The sequence below is a fragment of the Azonexus sp. genome (assembly GCF_049652925.1).
Classification (GTDB): Bacteria; Pseudomonadota; Gammaproteobacteria; order Burkholderiales; family Rhodocyclaceae; genus Azonexus.
The window spans coordinates 42,896-58,328 of record NZ_JBASFI010000028.1 but is presented as its reverse complement, the minus strand read 5'-3'; the positions used below and the strand labels follow the sequence as shown (position 1 = coordinate 58,328).

General features: G+C 55.7%; 19 protein-coding genes. 7 read left to right on the top strand and 12 right to left on the bottom strand.

Translation table 11 applies throughout. From position 1 onward, the window contains the following. From fliM to fliR, 6 genes are all read left to right on the top strand, one after another. Nucleotides 1-1,017 (top strand): flagellar motor switch protein FliM, encoded by a 1,017-nt coding sequence (gene fliM / locus WBK19_RS15320; protein ID WP_511291201.1) that lies wholly within the window; start codon nucleotides 1-3, stop codon nucleotides 1,015-1,017. Continuing rightward, on the top strand, nucleotides 1,010-1,447 hold the full coding sequence (gene fliN, locus WBK19_RS15315; protein ID WP_511291199.1) for a flagellar motor switch protein FliN: 438 nt from the start codon (nucleotides 1,010-1,012) through the stop codon (nucleotides 1,445-1,447). The genes fliM and fliN overlap by 8 nt, the downstream gene beginning before the upstream one ends. A 129-nt stretch (nucleotides 1,448-1,576) precedes the next feature. After that, the gene (gene fliO, locus WBK19_RS15310; RefSeq protein ID WP_511291197.1) at nucleotides 1,577-1,987 is read left to right on the top strand and encodes a flagellar biosynthetic protein FliO; all 411 of its coding nucleotides are present in this window, start codon (nucleotides 1,577-1,579) and stop codon (nucleotides 1,985-1,987) included. After that, a complete protein-coding gene (gene fliP / locus WBK19_RS15305; RefSeq protein ID WP_511291195.1) occupies nucleotides 1,980-2,726 on the top strand; it encodes a flagellar type III secretion system pore protein FliP in 747 nt (248 codons plus the stop codon). The genes fliO and fliP overlap by 8 nt, the downstream gene beginning before the upstream one ends. After that, the gene (gene fliQ / locus WBK19_RS15300) at nucleotides 2,723-2,992 is read left to right on the top strand and encodes a flagellar biosynthesis protein FliQ (protein ID WP_511291193.1); all 270 of its coding nucleotides are present in this window, start codon (nucleotides 2,723-2,725) and stop codon (nucleotides 2,990-2,992) included. Before fliP ends, fliQ begins: the two co-directional genes overlap by 4 nt. 2 nt (nucleotides 2,993-2,994) lie before the next feature. Continuing rightward, nucleotides 2,995-3,780 (top strand): flagellar biosynthetic protein FliR, encoded by a 786-nt coding sequence (gene fliR / locus WBK19_RS15295; RefSeq protein WP_511291191.1) that lies wholly within the window; start codon nucleotides 2,995-2,997, stop codon nucleotides 3,778-3,780. On the opposite strand, the gene WBK19_RS15290 is transcribed toward fliR, so the two are convergent. From WBK19_RS15290 to flgB, 12 genes are read right to left on the bottom strand one after another with little or no spacing between them, the layout of a single operon-like run. Continuing rightward, complete coding sequence (locus WBK19_RS15290; RefSeq protein WP_511291189.1) at nucleotides 3,774-4,232, bottom strand: hypothetical protein; 459 nt, start codon at nucleotides 4,230-4,232, stop codon at nucleotides 3,774-3,776. The genes fliR and WBK19_RS15290 overlap by 7 nt on opposite strands. After that, nucleotides 4,229-5,449: a flagellar hook-associated protein FlgL gene (gene flgL, locus WBK19_RS15285; RefSeq protein ID WP_511291188.1), complete on the bottom strand. Its 1,221-nt coding sequence runs from the start codon at nucleotides 5,447-5,449 to the stop codon at nucleotides 4,229-4,231. The genes WBK19_RS15290 and flgL overlap by 4 nt, the downstream gene beginning before the upstream one ends. An 11-nt stretch (nucleotides 5,450-5,460) precedes the next feature. After that, nucleotides 5,461-7,494: a flagellar hook-associated protein FlgK gene (gene flgK / locus WBK19_RS15280; protein ID WP_511291186.1), complete on the bottom strand. Its 2,034-nt coding sequence runs from the start codon at nucleotides 7,492-7,494 to the stop codon at nucleotides 5,461-5,463. Nucleotides 7,495-7,554: 60 nt separating this feature from the next. Next, nucleotides 7,555-8,511 carry a flagellar assembly peptidoglycan hydrolase FlgJ gene (gene flgJ / locus WBK19_RS15275; protein ID WP_511291184.1) on the bottom strand — a complete coding sequence of 319 codons (957 nt, stop codon included), beginning with the start codon at nucleotides 8,509-8,511 and terminating at the stop codon, nucleotides 7,555-7,557. Nucleotides 8,512-8,526: 15 nt separating this feature from the next. After that, nucleotides 8,527-9,621, bottom strand: coding sequence for a flagellar basal body P-ring protein FlgI (locus WBK19_RS15270; RefSeq protein ID WP_511291182.1), 1,095 nt, complete (start codon nucleotides 9,619-9,621; stop codon nucleotides 8,527-8,529). Nucleotides 9,622-9,645: 24 nt separating this feature from the next. Next, nucleotides 9,646-10,302, bottom strand: coding sequence for a flagellar basal body L-ring protein FlgH (locus WBK19_RS15265; RefSeq protein WP_511291180.1), 657 nt, complete (start codon nucleotides 10,300-10,302; stop codon nucleotides 9,646-9,648). A gap of 9 nt (nucleotides 10,303-10,311) precedes the next feature. After that, entirely contained in the window at nucleotides 10,312-11,094 is a 783-nt protein-coding gene (flgG, locus tag WBK19_RS15260) for a flagellar basal-body rod protein FlgG (protein WP_511291178.1), read from the bottom strand. Between the two features lie 12 nt (nucleotides 11,095-11,106). Then, a complete protein-coding gene (gene flgF / locus WBK19_RS15255) occupies nucleotides 11,107-11,850 on the bottom strand; it encodes a flagellar basal-body rod protein FlgF (RefSeq protein ID WP_511291176.1) in 744 nt (247 codons plus the stop codon). 31 nt (nucleotides 11,851-11,881) lie between these two features. Then, nucleotides 11,882-13,105, bottom strand: a complete 1,224-nt coding sequence (gene flgE, locus WBK19_RS15250; RefSeq protein WP_511291174.1) for a flagellar hook protein FlgE — start codon at nucleotides 13,103-13,105, stop codon at nucleotides 11,882-11,884. 21 nt (nucleotides 13,106-13,126) lie between these two features. Then, nucleotides 13,127-13,798 carry a flagellar hook assembly protein FlgD gene (locus WBK19_RS15245; RefSeq protein WP_511291172.1) on the bottom strand — a complete coding sequence of 224 codons (672 nt, stop codon included), beginning with the start codon at nucleotides 13,796-13,798 and terminating at the stop codon, nucleotides 13,127-13,129. Between the two features lie 11 nt (nucleotides 13,799-13,809). Beyond that, nucleotides 13,810-14,220, bottom strand: a complete 411-nt coding sequence (gene flgC, locus WBK19_RS15240) for a flagellar basal body rod protein FlgC (RefSeq protein WP_511291170.1) — start codon at nucleotides 14,218-14,220, stop codon at nucleotides 13,810-13,812. An 11-nt stretch (nucleotides 14,221-14,231) separates the two neighbouring features. Further along, complete coding sequence (gene flgB, locus WBK19_RS15235) at nucleotides 14,232-14,642, bottom strand: flagellar basal body rod protein FlgB (protein WP_511291168.1); 411 nt, start codon at nucleotides 14,640-14,642, stop codon at nucleotides 14,232-14,234. 100 nt (nucleotides 14,643-14,742) lie between these two features. On the opposite strand from flgB, the gene flgA reads away from it, so the two are divergent. Next, the gene (flgA, locus tag WBK19_RS15230) at nucleotides 14,743-15,414 is read left to right on the top strand and encodes a flagellar basal body P-ring formation chaperone FlgA (RefSeq protein ID WP_511291166.1); all 672 of its coding nucleotides are present in this window, start codon (nucleotides 14,743-14,745) and stop codon (nucleotides 15,412-15,414) included. The last annotated feature ends 19 nt before the right edge of the window (nucleotides 15,415-15,433 follow it).

Here is a 15,433-nt window from a genome sequence, read left to right as displayed (position 1 = left end):
ATGGCGGGAGATTTTCTATCCCAGGACGAGGTTGACGCCCTACTCAAGGGCGTCACCGGTGAAACCGACGAACCCGAAGACAGCGAAGGGGAAGGCGGGGGGATACGTTCGTACAATCTCGGCACCCAAGAGCGAATCGTCCGGGGCCGGATGCCGACGCTGGAATTGGTCAACGAGCGCTTTGCCCGCTATCTGCGTATCGGCCTGTTCAACTACATGCATCGCAACGCGGAAATCTCGGTTGGCCCGATCCGCGTACAGAAATACAGCGAGTTCATCCGCAACCTGGTCGTCCCTACCAACCTGAATCTGGTCATTGCCAAGCCTTTGCGCGGCACCGCTTTATTCGTTTTCGATCCGAATCTGGTCTTTCTGGTCGTAGACAACATGTTCGGCGGTGACGGCCGTTTTCACACCCGCGTTGAAGGGCGTGATTTCACGGCCACCGAACAGCGCATCATCCAGGGTTTGCTGAACGTTGTATTCACCGAGTACAGCAAATCTTGGAAGCCGGTGTACGACATCAATTTCGAGTACATTCGCTCGGAGATGAACTCGCAGTTCGCCAATATCGCAACGCCGTCCGAAATCGTTGTTTCAACGACATTCACACTGGAGTTCGGTGGCGCGACAGCAGACATGCACATCTGCTTCCCGTACTCGATGCTTGAGCCGATCCGCGACCTGCTCTACAGCACAATGCAAAGTGACCAGCTATCGACCGACAAGCGCTGGATCGGCACACTGCGCAAGCAGTTGCAGGGGGCAGAAGTGGAAATCGTCGCGCATCTGGGCACCGGAAAAATATCGCTGCGCGAAATTCTGAATCTCAAGGAGGGCGACGTTATTCCGCTGAACCTGTTGCCGCGAATAGAGGCTCTGGTGGATAACGTGCCCTTGATGGAATGTTCCTATGGCCAGCAAAATGGCCAATACGCACTTAAAGTCGAGCGATTCATCGCTGCTTCGCCCGACGCACCGCCCGGGGAACCGGTGATGGGAGAGAAAAATGGCTGACGATATCGAAAATATGGAAACCCCGGCCGAAGATGCCGGACAGATCAGTGAAGACGACTGGGCTGCCGCCATGGCGGAACAGGTCGTTAGCGATGGCGCTGCGGCGACTGTCCAACCGGCCGACATCTTCCCGTCATTCTCCGCGCCAGTGGGTCAGGGCGGGATCATGAACGAACTCGACATGATTCTCGACATTCCTGTCCAGATAACAGTCGAGCTTGGCCGGACCAAGATCACCATCAAGAACCTGCTGCAACTGGCCCACGGTTCCGTCGTCGAACTCGACGCGATGGCTGGCGAGCCGATGGACGTTTTAGTCAATGGCACGCTCATCGCACAAGGGGAAGTGGTCGTGGTGAACGACAAATTCGGTATCCGCCTGACTGACATCATCACGCCCTCGGAGCGGATGCGAAAGCTCAACCGCTGATGCGGTGGTCTGCGCCGCAGACCACCACCTTTCAATTTTGGGCAAAATTTCCGGTTGACCGTAGCAAAGTCAATTTTCAGGTTTGGGTTTAAGATAGCGCCCTAACCTACTTTGAACGCGACCCCCGACTTGCTGCGCCTTCTCTTTCCACTGCTGCTGCCTATCACCGCGTGGGGTAGCGACGCCGCCAGCCCCGGCATTCCAGCCGGCACCTACCTGCAGGCGACCTTGGCCCTGCTCCTCATCCTCGGACTGCTTTTCGGCACTGCCTGGCTGGCCCGCAAGCTGTCCGGAGGCAAAGGTTTTGGCCTGGGCGGCATGAAAATTATCGGTGGCGTTGCGCTGGGTCCGCGTGAGCGCATTGTGCTGGTCGAGGTCGGTGACAGCTGGCTGGTCATCGGCATCGTCCCCGGACAGATTCGTACGCTGCATCAACTTCCCAAGGGAAGCAGCATGGACGCCGAGGCCTCCGCCGGCCCGGCTGAAGCGCCTTTTGTCCAGTGGCTCAAGTCGATCAAGGAACGCCAGAACAATGCTTAGGCGACTCATACTCGGGTTCGGCCTGCTGCTCCCCCCGATCATGGCCCTGGCCCAGACTGCTGGCGGACTCCCATCAGTCACCAGCACGCCAACCGGCGGTGGAGGCACCACCTACAGCCTGACCATTCAGACGCTGCTCTTCCTCACGGCGCTGACTTTCCTGCCCGCCGCCATCCTGATGATGACGAGTTTTACCCGCATCATCATTGTGCTTTCCCTGCTCCGCCATGCCATGGGCACGCAAACCTCGCCCCCCAACCAGATTCTGGTCGGCCTGGCGCTGTTCCTGACCTTTTTCATCATGTCGCCGACCCTCGACCAGGTCTATACCGACGCCTATCTGCCGCTCTCGGAGAACAAGATCAACATCGCCCAGGCCGGCGAACGGGCGGCAGTTCCGATGCGCAGCTTCATGCTGCGCCAGACCCGGGAAGCCGACATCGCCATGCTGGCGAGTGTCGCCAAGGTAGATAAAATCGAAAAGCCTGACGACATCCCCCTGCGCGTCCTGATTCCTGCCTTCGTCATCAGCGAGTTGAAAACAGCGTTCCAGATCGGCTTCATCATATTCATCCCCTTCTTGATCATCGACATGGTGGTGGCCAGCCTGCTGATGTCAATGGGCATGATGATGATGTCACCAGTCATGGTTGCCCTGCCCTTCAAGCTGATGCTCTTCGTCCTGGTCGATGGCTGGCATCTGGTCATCGGCTCGCTGGTCAAAAGCTTCAACCCATGACCCCGGGCGTCGTCATGGAAATCGGCCGCCAGGCCATTGAAGTCACGCTGGTCATGGCGGCGCCGATGTTGCTTTCGGCCTTGATTGTCGGTTTGATCGTCAGCATCTTTCAAGCAGCGACCCAGCTCAACGAAGCGACTCTGCAGTTCGTTCCGAAACTGGTCGTCATGTTCATGGTCCTGATCCTCGTCGGTCCCTGGATGCTGGAATACATGATTGACTATATCCAGCGTCTGTTCGAGAGCATTCCGCAGCTGATCGGCTGACCATGCTCAGCATAACCACGGCACAACTCGACGCCTGGATTGTTGCCTTTGCCTATCCACTGACCCGCATTCTGGCGTTTATCGCCACCTCTCCGCTCTGGGGATCGGCAGGGATTCCCCGACGGACACGACTCATTCTCGGCCTTGGTATCGCCATAGCCATCGCCCCGGCCCTGCCGGCGATGCCAACAGTCGCCCCCGGCTCGCTGGCTGGCCTCTGGATACTGGCGCAGCAAATGCTGATTGGTATCGGTATGGGCTTCGCTGCCCGCATTGTCTTCGCTGCCGTTGATGTAGCCGGCGAATTCATTGGCGCCCAGATGGGCCTTGGCTTCGCAACTGCCTACGACCCTTTGAGCTCCTCGCAAACGCCAGTGATCGGCGAGTTTATTGGCCTCATCAGTTTCCTGCTGTTTCTCTCACTAAACGGCCATCTGATGTATGTCGCCACCCTGGCGCAAAGCTTTTATGCCATACCGGTCAGCGCGACGCCGATAGCAGCGGCAAGCTGGCTTAATCTGGTCGAACTCGGGTCAAAAATGTTTTCGGTCGGGGTCTTGCTCTCGCTCCCCGTGGTTGTCGCACTGATGATCACCAACATTGCGCTGGCAGTCCTCACCCGGGCCGCACCTCAGTTGAATATTTTTGCGCTGGGCTTCCCGCTCACCATGATCGGCGGCTTCATCGCGCTGGCCGTCAGCATGAACTATCTGGCCACCCCGTTGCAGGCGCTCTACGAATACGCACTCAGTGCAACCTTGGGTTTCGCCGTTCCCGCCAATCAGTAGCGCTCATTCATTTTGTACGAATCAGCATCCTGACGCTGCACTAGGCGCACCGTTCCCTCCGCCATGCGCCGTGCGCCAATGGTTTGGGAGTCGATACCCTCGGTGTATTCGAGAATCTGATAGCTGGAAAAACCATTTTCGTACTGCAACTGGCTGGCGCGCCGCTTGAGTATCTGCACCGATTCGCCGGCCCCACCTGTATGGTAGCGCTTCATCTTCATGGAGAAGCGGTAGACATCCGGCGACAGCCTGGACTCCTCAATCTCCCAGTTGGGTGCCAGCGGATCATAGACCAGATAGATCGCCGCGCCGACCACGGCAGCCGTGGCCAGCGACGACAGACTAATTCCCGTCTTGGCCGTGAGCTGAATGGTCTCATTCGGAATCAGGGGCGTCCCCCCGCAACCGGCCAGACAAGCGGAGGCAATCAGTGCGGCGCCAATTTTTTTCATAGGTAGTTGAACAGCGACATCTGGCTGACCTGCTTGAAGGAGAGCTGAGCTGCTTCAAGAACCATTTTCTGATTGGCCAAGTCGGAAATGGCCTTAGTGTAATCAAGCTCCTGGAGGTTCTTCAGGTCAGTCTGATATTGCAGATCACGATCAGCACCGGCGTTACTCAAATTTTCCAGCTCAAGCTGCCGGGCACCAACAGAGGCCTGCTCTGTGAGTAGATGACTATGCGCCTGCTCAAGATTTTGGCGAATCAGAGTGATCTGATTCTTGAACGCTGCCTTGGTCGCAGGAGTACTGCCCACGTTAGCATTCAGCGCCTTGATCATGCTGTCCAAGGTCGTAAAAATATCCTGATTGCTGGCCGGCTGAGCCGTAAAGGTGTCTCCTGCAGCCGGAGTGCCAGAAATATTGATTTTGATCTGCTGTGCCACCGGACCAACCAAAATATCCGAACCTGCGGTGTAAGCCTGGCCGGTCAGATACGGTATAGCTGACCCATTGGCGTATACGTCATACACACCAGGTGCTGTAAAAGTAAGTTGATAGGTGCCACCGTCATAGCCGGAAATAGTTGAAGATGCCCCAAGAACGCCAGTTCCTGTATTGGCAACTCCTGCACTAGCCATGAACTGACCGTTCCCCTGGGGAATGCGCACAAACACATCGCTTCCAGATGCGGAAACATCCATCAAACGCCCTGTTTCAACCTGCAATTGACGATTCCCGTCATCGCCATGATAGGTTGTGATTCTGCTTCCCGGAGCCCCGGAGACCCCGAATGCCTCTGTCTCGCCGCGGAATCCGGAGAAAAGATACTGTCCCAGCCCATCCGTGCTATTTGCCAGGCCCAGCAATTCACTGAAGTTCTCGCTGATATCAAATGCAATTGCCTGACGTGAAGTGTCGCTGATATCCGGATTGTCCGCCTCAGCGGCCCTGACCATCACGTTCGAGATTAGATCGCTGGCACTTCTGAGTGTGCTTTCCAGACTCGTCAATTGACTGGCTGCATTTCCCTGATTGTCCATAAACTGGGAATTGATTGACTGTCGCTGACTGACCTCCAGCGCCTGCGCGGCTGCAACTGGATCATCAGAGGGAGTCAGGATACGACGCCCGGTCGACATCTGATTTTGCAGTTTGTACAAATTCGTCTGCAGTTGCAGCATGTTCTGGGTGCCAGTATCAAACATCATCGAGGTGCTTATACGCATGATGCGATTCCTTAGTTGGAGATGCCGAGAAGCGTATCAAACAGCTTCGAAGCAATATCGAGCGATCTGGCCGAGGCTTGATAGGCCTGCTGATAGCGAATAAGGTTGGCAGCTTCCTCGTCAAGGTTAACGCCGGATACCGCCGAGCGAGCCAACTCGTTCTGCTTGAGGAGGGCCTGCTGCGCCTCTCCGCTAACCTTAACCTGGCGAGTCACCGAACCCACGCCACTGACCAGGCTTGAGTAACTTCCCTGATATGTCGCTCGGCCACCTTCCATCGTATTTTGTGTCTGCAACGCGGCCAGTTTGACGGCATTTCGACTATCGGAGACGCCGCTGGCATTCGTATTGATGCTAAAGGTGTCACCGTTAGCCGGAGTTCCGGAAATATCGACCGAAATCCCATTGTAGGTAACACGCGCCAGTTCCGATCCGGCATTCAATCGGTTGATCGAACCAACAGCAATGGCCAATGTGGTTCCGTCAGCATAAGTCGCGCTCACAGTTCCAGTTGCAGGTAACCCGAAGGTAAATGCCCCGCTACCCTGACTGTATGTGAACCCGGCAGGGAGGTTTGCCAACGAGTACCCCGGACTGACAGTTCCCTGGCTGACCTGCAACGAGCCCGTATTTCCGGACCCCAGCATAGTCACGCTTGGCGCTGCGGCAGCAATCCGCTTTACATCGGCGGCTATCGCCGAATTCACCTGAAAGTTTCTCGCCGCGTCGCGAGTTGGCTCGATCCGGTAATCGACGCCAACCGTCGGCGCACTCCCGCCAATCGAAAAACCCTCGCCAGCAATCAGGACATTCAAATCAGCTACACTCGCTGCGGCCCCGGTAGCGGGGAACACCACGCCATCGGACAGTCGCGTTAGCGTCATGCTGGTCGCCGAAGTAGCGGTGAGCACATAGTCGCTACCAGTCAGACTGGTTTTGAAGTTCCCGGTCGCCGGATCACCGGTTGGGGCCAGAAAACTGGCGGTTACGGAACTTGCACCACTTGCACTGGCAAGCACTTTGGGCTGCGAGAGTTCAAAGAAATTCGCCTGAAAGCCTGCGGTTGCAGAGGTTTGGTTCAGACCATCCAGATCCTGCCCCAATGCGTGCTGGGCATTAAAGGTCAATGCCATTGAAGCAGCAATCTGCCCAAGCGTATTTGTCGCATCATCCAGCGAATTGTTGCGGAACTTCATCAAGCCACCGAGGGCACCGCCTTCAATCAGGGATTCCGACAACTCCTGGATAGCCCCCGACTGGCCCCGCAAGCCAACGACGATCCGTTCGGGATCGGAGCTTGAAGTTATGGGGACCAGCTTGTTGACGACGGAACCAACCACCAGTTGCTGGCCGTTCCCGACAAAAACGTTGAAGTTACCAATCGAGTCCTCAACGGTTGTCACACGAACATGTTTGTTCAGGTCCGCAACCAGTTGATCACGCAGATCGAGCAAATCATTGGGCGACTGGTTGGTCGCCGCTTCTGCACGGGTGATCTGATCATTCACATCGGCAAGCTGTTGAGCATAAACATTAATCAGCTCTATTTCACCGCTGATTTCACCATTGACGCTATCGTAAAGCTCGCCTAGACGGGTAGACATTGAGTTGAATCGTCCAGCCAAGGCCTCTGCCGATGACAGCATGCTCTGGCGTGCCGAGACGAGTGACGGGTTGGCTGCCACTTGTTGCACACCGGTAAAGAATTCCTGCATGGCAGGCGCCAAACCGGAACTCGGGTCACCCAGCATATTGTCAATCTGGCTCAGTTTGGCTAACTGGGTCGCCGATTCCGACGCCGCAGCCTGGGAAGCAAACGTCTGAGCAGTCAGATATTTATCGTAGGAGCGACGAACGGTATCAACAGTAGTACCGCTACCAAAGTAACCAGACCCCGTCAGCCGCGGGATGCCGGCAGATTGCTGGATATATTGACGGCTGTAGCCAGGGGTATTGGCATTGGCGATGTTGTGCTGAGTCGCCTCCAGCCCCAGTTGCGCCGCATGGATCCCGGTAATCCCGATTGATAGCATTCCGCTGCTCATGGCAATTCCTTTACTCTACTGCTTTGTTAACGGCCCCGATCCCGGAATATTGAGGGCGGATCAACCGATAAGTGCTTGGCGCAGTGTCGGGCCATTGATGATGCGCGAAAGCTTGTCGGCGTACATCGGATCAGTGGCATACCCTGCTTGTTGTAAACGTCGAGCAAACTCTGTGCCATCCTGAGACCCAATCACGCCGGTATAGCGCGGGCTATTGCGAAGCAAATTGGCATAGTCACGAAAGCATTCTTCGTAGGATGCGTAGGCGCGGAAACGTTCGGTTACCTTGGTGGGCTGGCCATCGACATACTCGGTCGTAGCAGCTTCTACGGTATCGCCCGTCCAGCCTTTTCCAGCCTTGATGCCAAACAGGTTGAAACTATTGCTCCCGTCCGCTTTTCGAATTTCGCCCCGCCCCCAACCGCTCTCGAGCGCTGAATGGCCAATTAAAAAAACGGGCGGAATTCCGGTTGACCGTGACGCTTCAACCGCATGCGGCCAGACACGATTGACGAACTCGCGCGACGAAGCTGGCGCCTCCTGGCTGACTGTTGGTGTCACCGAGTCATGCGCGCCATACGAAGCAGAGGTTGGCAGGCCACTCATTACGGGTCTGTGTTGCAGGTGACTGACATCGGAAACGGCAAGCGGCAAATCCTTGGCGGCAGCAGTTGCCGGTGCCATCAACTCCTCCTGCCCCTTGGGGGTTGCCAGGTGCTGCCCCAACTGCTGTTCGATCAGCCGGGCAAACCCGACACCACCACGGCTCGACGCCATGTTCTGCGCCATCTGTTGATCCAGCATACCGGTATAGAAACGCGACTGATCGCTATTGAGCAGCCCATCCTGCGGTGTCGCATCGCGCATGCTCTTCATGACCATTTGCAGGAAGAGCGCCTCGAACTGCTGCGCTGCAGCCTTCAGACCTTGCTTCGGATCCTTCTGAAACTGGCTGCGCAAATCTTGCGAGCCTTGGACATCGAAGGCTGCGCGGTTAGGCGTATTCTGGATTTTCATCGAGCCGGTCGTCGACTAGATAACTTCGAGTTCAGCGCGCAAAGCTCCAGCTGCCTTCATGGCCTGAAGGATAGCAAGAAGATCAAGTGGATTGGCGCCGAGGGCATTGAGCGCTCTGACCACTTCAGCCAGATTAGCCCCCGCCTTGACGTTAACCAGACTGCCGTTTGCCTGCTTGACCTGAATGTCGGCCGGCTGCCCGGTCGCCTGGTTGCCAGCATCTACGACCACCGAAAGACTGCCATGCGCCACAGCACACGGGTCAAGTGTAACTTTCTGATTCATAACTACTGAGCCCGTCCGTGGATTGATGACCACCAGCGCACTCCCGATAGCCGGCTTAACATCCAAATCCTCAAGGCGCCCCAGGAAGGCAACGCGTTGATCGATATCGTCCGGAGCGCGCACGGCAATTCGCCGCCCATCAACAGCACGAGCCGTCCCCGGCGAAATCGCCCGGTTGATTGCTTCAACCATATTTTGTACGGTTCCGAAATCGGAGCTTCCCAGTTCGTAATAGATGAAGCCGCCCTGGCCTACCGATGTCGGGACATCTCGCTCAATCGTCGCGCCAGCCGGTACTCTTCCCGCCGAAAGGTGGTTGACCGCAATCTTCGATCCACCCGACGAAGCTCCGACACCGCCAACCAGAACGTTGCCCTGAGCGACGGCGTAGACCTGTCCATCGCCCCCTTTCAGCTGGGTCATCAGCAGGGTGCCGCCACGCAGGCTTTTCGCGTTGCCAATCGATGAGACGGTGATATCGATCGCCTGTCCGGGCTTGGAGAATGGCGGCATAACCGCTGTAACCATGACAGCGGCAACGTTTTTCAACTGGAGCTTGGTCGCCTGTTCTGTCGTCAGATTGACGCCAAGCTGGGACAGCATGTTGCCGATTGCCTGGGTCGTAAACGGTGTTTGTGTTGTTTGGTCACCGGTATTGTCCAGCCCGACGACGATGCCATAGCCAATCAATTGGTTATTGCGCACTCCTTGAATCGATGCAAGATCCTTGATGCGCTCGGCGAAGGCTGGCTGGCCGCAAAGCGGCAGAAGACAAGCGGCCACTATTGCCGCCTGCCGGTACCAATTGCCGCAAAGTGTCTTCATGATCTGTCTCCACCTGAATATTCCCTAGAATGGCAGAACATTAAGGAAGAATCGTGCCATCCAACCCATGATCTGACCATCACTGATCTGGCCGGCTGATTTGTACTCAATTCGCGCATCAGCCACTTTGGAGGATTCGATCGTATTGGAAAAATCAACGAAGCTCGGATTAATCACACCGGAAATACGGACAAACTCCTGCTCCTCTCCGATCGCCAGTTGTTTTTCCCCTGAAACCAGCAGGTTACCGTTTGGCATGACATCAATAACAGTGACTGTAATATTGCCGTTAAACACATTGTTGTTCGCAGCAGAGCCTTTGCCGCTAAACGCTGTAGAGCTCGTGGCCCCCAAGTCCATGCCCAGCAAGCCCTTGCCCGGCAAACCGGAAAGCGCACTGACCGAAGCCTTTTGCGTGTTCGACTTGTCCAGCTTGTTCGCGTTGGCAGCCGATGCTGTTGTACTTTCGGAAATCTTGATCGTGATCGTATCGCCAACATAGCGCGCCCGACGATCTTCAAACAACGGACGACTGTAGGCTGCCTGATAGATCGCACCGTTTGTAGCCGGAGACTCCATGCGCGGCGCCGGGCGAGCCGACATCGGTTGGTGCACATTGGTCGGCGGCGTTGTCGCGCAAGCACTTGTGAATACAACAGCCAGCAATGACAGACGTTTCATGATTTCACCTCATAACTGGGTCAGACGTCCCAGCATTGCATCGGAGACCGAGACCACCTTCGAATTCAGTTCGTAGGCGCGTTGGGTCTGGATCATCGTGACAAGCTCTTCGGCAACGTTGACGTTGGAGGTTTCTACGTACCCCTGATTGGTCACCCCGGCGCCATTGGTTCCCGGCGTATTGGGCGTTGGCGTTCCGCTTGCCGCAGTCTCCAGGAACAGGTTCTGGCCGATCGCCTGCAAGCCGCCATTGTTGACGAAAGTCGCCAATTGAATCGAGCCGATCTGCGTCGCAGCTGCCGTTCCGGGCTGCGTGACGGTCACCGTCCCATCAGTACCGATCGAGACTGAGAGCGCATTCGCAGGAATCGTGATGTTAGGTTGCAACGGGTAACCGTCGGCAGTAACGATCTGGCCCTGATTGTCTTTCTGGAGTGAACCGTCTCTCGTATAGCCGGTCGTTCCATCCGGCAGAAGAATCTGGAAGAAGCCGCTGCCTTGAACCGCCACATCCAGCGTGTTGTCCGTTTTCTGGAGATTGCCTTGGGTGTATAGGCGCGCCGTTGCCACCGGTCGAGCCCCTGCCCCCAATTGCAGTCCGGTTGGAATCTGCGATTGCTGTGACGATTGTGCGCCAGGCTGACGCAGATTCTGATACAGCAGATCCTCGAAGACCGCACGGGATCGCTTGAAGCCATTCGTTCCGACGTTGGCCAGATTGTTGGCAATAACATCGAGCTGGGTTTGCTGAGCATCGAGTCCGGTTCGGGCAATCCAAAGGGAACGGATCATGACTAAGTCCTATCAGGAATTCAACGAAAGCAACTGGTCGGCACGCTGGGCGTTGGTATCAGCGGTTTGCAGCATCTTGATCTGCATTTCGAACTGGCGTGAGAGGCTGATCAAGTTGACCATTGCATCTGTCACATTGACGTTGCTGCCCTCCAGCGCGCCCGAGGCAACACGAACCGTTGCATCTGCTTCCGCAGGCTGGCCGCTGCGCAGACGAAACAGGCCGTCGGCACCACGCACAAGATCAGCCTCAGGAGGATTAACCAGCTTCAAACGTCCGATTGCGTTGGCATTGTTCGGCGTACCAAAACTGGGCACAACGGAAACCGTTCCATCGGGGGCAATTTCAATATTGTTGTCGGGCGGCACGTTGATCGGACCACCATCGCCGACCACCGGGTAACCACTCTTGGTCTGCAGCAGCCCAGCCACATCGACATCCAGACTACCGGCGCGGGTATAGGCCTCGCTGCCATCCGGCAGCTGTACGGCAAGCCAGCCACGCCCCTGAACCGAAACATCCAGATTGCGGCCGGTAAACATCACCGGGCCTTCGCTGAACACGTCGCTCACGGATGCGTCGACCACGAACGCCCGCGTCGGCATGGCATCGCTCAGAATCGGCACCGCCCGAAAGCGGTGCTCCTGCGCCTTGAAGCCAACGGTGCTGGCATTGGCGAGGTTGTTGGCAGTGCCGGCCTGCTGCATGAAGACATGCTTGGCGCCGGTCATGGCGGTATAAATCAGGCGATCCACGGTGAACTCGAAAAAAAGTCAAAAATCGAAATTAGCGGATATTCACGAGCGTCTGGAGAATCTGGTCCTGCGTCTTGATCGACTGCGCACTCGCCTGATAATTGCGCTGCTGAACGATCAGGTTGACCAGTTCCGCAGTCAGGTCGACGTTCGATTCTTCGACAGCCGATGCTTGCAGCACTCCGAAAATACCGGTATTCGGATTCCCCGGCGTCGGCTGACCGGAATCGGCTGTTTCCGACCACTGGTTGTTACCGATTGAGGAAAGGCCATTCGGATTGCGGAAGTTGAACAGAGCCACCTGACCAATGTCGCGCGTCTGCCCGTTATCGTAACGAGCCTGGACGATACCGTCCTTCGAAACACTGACCCCGGCCAGATTGCCCGGAGCAAAGCCGTTCTGCGTCAGGTCGTTGACTGCGAACGGGCTGCCGAACTGGGTCATGTTCGAGACGTTAACATCAAACGACAAGGGCGAAACCGCACCAGTAGTTACGGCATAGCTCTTGGTAAGAGTACCCGACGAAGTCAGAACACCTGACGAGTTAAAAGTTACCGTACCCGCCGCCTCTGCTGCAGTTGGCGCCACACCGTCCATACGGGTGTACAACGTCCACTCGTTTGGTGTTGCTGTCTTGAGGAAATAGTAGGACAAGGTATGCGGATTACCCAGCGAGTCATACACCGTCATTGCCGTTGAACTATTGTAGGTATCCGGATCAGTCGGATCGAACGGCGTCTGAGCCGGAACCGTCTGACGAGAATCCAGATTGGCTGTCACAGCGGCAGTACTGGTCGGATTCGGTGTGCCAGTGACGAAATCAACTTTGAGTTGATCGGTCGGCGGTTGCTGCGGAATGCTGCCGGTCGAGTCGGCGAGCACACCAAGTAGCTTGCGGTTCTGGTCATTGATGATGAAGCCATCCTTATCCAGATGGAACTGACCATTACGCGAATAACTTACCGAGCCGTTCTGGGTCAGTCCAAAAAAACCAGTTCCGTTGATGGCAATATCCAGAGGGTTGTTAGTCGCGGTAATGTTGCCCTGCGTATATTGCTGCAGGACCCCACTCAACGTGCTACCAATACCAATTTGCGAACCACCGCCCCCTTGCAAGGAAGCACCATATACGTCGGCAAAGTGGGTAGCCGAGGACTTGAAGCCTACAGTCGATGCGTTGGCAATGTTGTTACCGGCAACGTCCAGCGCCTTGGAAGAGGAAGCCAGACCGCTCAAACCTTGTTGGAATGCCATGATGTACTCCTTGACTCAATCTTAGTAAATCTGTTCGACGGAACTGAAATCGACTAGCCCCGTTCCGGGAATTTCCAGCTGAAAGCCGTTCTGTCCCCTTACAAGAGCAGATACCGTGCCAACCTCCAGCGCCGTCGCCGTCACCTTGTTTGCCCCTTGGGTGGCCTGCACGGAGAACTGGTAAGTTCCATTCGCCAAGCGTGTTCCATCGGCATTGTTGCCGTCCCAAATAAAGTCAATTACGCCTGCCTTTTGGGCACCAAGATCCTCCTGAGCCACCTTCACGCCATTAGCGTCGCTAATAATGATGCTGACCTTGTCCGCATCGCCATCCAGTTTGACCCCGCCCAGCGCACCGTTATCACCCAACGGGAGAGAATTGCCGGCGGCAAGGACATTTTTGCCGACCATGGACGAAGATTGCATGGCCAACGTCTCGCTATATGAAGTCAAAAGCTTTTCCAGCGTAGTGTTAAGACTATCGATTCCTTTGACTGTATTGATTTGAGCCAGTTGGCTAGTCAGTTCAGCGTTATCCATCGGGTTCAATGGATCCTGATTCTGCATCTGGGTCACCAGCAGTGTCATAAACCGGTCGCTCAACTGATCCGCCGCGCTGGTCGTCGAGGTCGAACTTTCGGAAAGTTGCTGTAAAACCGAGTTGACCGTGGAACTACTAGTAACGCTACTCATGACTCATCTCCTTATTGACCGATCTGCAGCGTGCGCAGCATCATGGTTTTTGCGGTATTCATAACCTCGACATTCGTCTGATAGGAGCGCGAGGCGGAAATCATGTTGGTCATTTCCTCAACGACATTAACGTTCGGGAAAGCGACATAACCCTTTTCATCGGCGGCTGGATTTTTGGGGTCGTACACCACGCGCGGCGGCGATGCATCATCAACGACTTGACGTACGCGTACCCCCTTCGAAATATCTCCGGCGCCACCTATTGGCGTGGCCTCAAACACCACCTGCTTGGCTCTGTAGGGCAGCCCGTCCGACGACACAATGCTGTCCGCATTAGCCAGATTGGAGGCAACCGCGTTGAGGCGCATCGACTGCGCCGTCATGGCGCTTGACGACACCTGAAAAACATTAAACAAACTCATTCAGCCTCTCCTTAGCCTTGACTGGACGCCATTGCACTACGCAGCCCTTGGAACTTGTTGCTGATCATCTGGGTAAGAATCTGATACTGGAGGGCGTTGTCTGTAATCTGGGCGCGCTCGACATCCATATCGACCGTGTTGCCATCAACAGCCGACTGTGTCTCTGTGCGATATTGCAATGTTCCAGAGCCGCTCATACCACTTCCCTGCTGATGCGCACGGGAAGTCACTGCCATGCTCAATGCCCCAACGTCGGCACGACCAGCCAATGCGTTCTGCATGGCTGACTTGAAATCAATATCGCGAGCCTTGAAATTCGGTGTATCCGCATTGGCAATGTTCGATGCCAGCACCTGATGGCGCTGGGTGCGCAAGTCAAGCGCTTTGCTAAGAACCGAAAAGTTTTGGGCTATATTCGACATCGTCAACTCCAACAATCGTTGGCTAACAAAAGCACACTTTGTGCCACAGCAAAATTAACAGGCCGTAGCTGTCTCAATAAGGCAAAATGTGCACATGCATATGCGTCTTCTTGCCCTGCCTTGTTTGCTAGCCCAATGCCTGGTCGCCCTTGCAGCAGACTCTGCAACGATTCTAGACACTGCGGAACAGCATATTCGCCTGCAAACGAAAAATCTGGCCGGCAAAACCACTATCACAATGGGACAATTTGATGCCAGCAGACTCTCGCCCTGCTCTGCGCTCGAGGCATTTACACCACAAGGCAGCAAAATCATTGGACGAACACACGTTGGTGTCCGTTGCTTGTCGCCAAATAGCTGGACGGTTCTAGTGCCGGCTCAAATTGCCGTGGCCGGCAACTATGTCACGACCAGCCGACCACTAATTGCCGGTCAAGTGATCAAGGAGTCCGATTTGGTCACACTCAGTGGAGATGTCTCCCATTTACCCGCTGGCGTCGCCAGCGACCCCTCTGGCGTAATCGGAAAGACCGTCCGCAACTCACTCGGTGCAGGCCAGACAATACGCTTCGACCAGTTAGTAGCCCCGATAGTCATCCGCCAAGGCCAAACCGTACGGGTAATTTCGAAAGGCAGTGGTTTCTCTGTCAGCGCTGAAGGCAAAGCAATCAACAACGCGGCCATTGGCCAGCCCGCGCAGATTCGCATGAACTCAGGCCAGACAATAACAGGCACTGCCCGAGCAGACAGCTCCGTAGAAATCGAATTTTGAGCTAAAGTTTCACCATTGG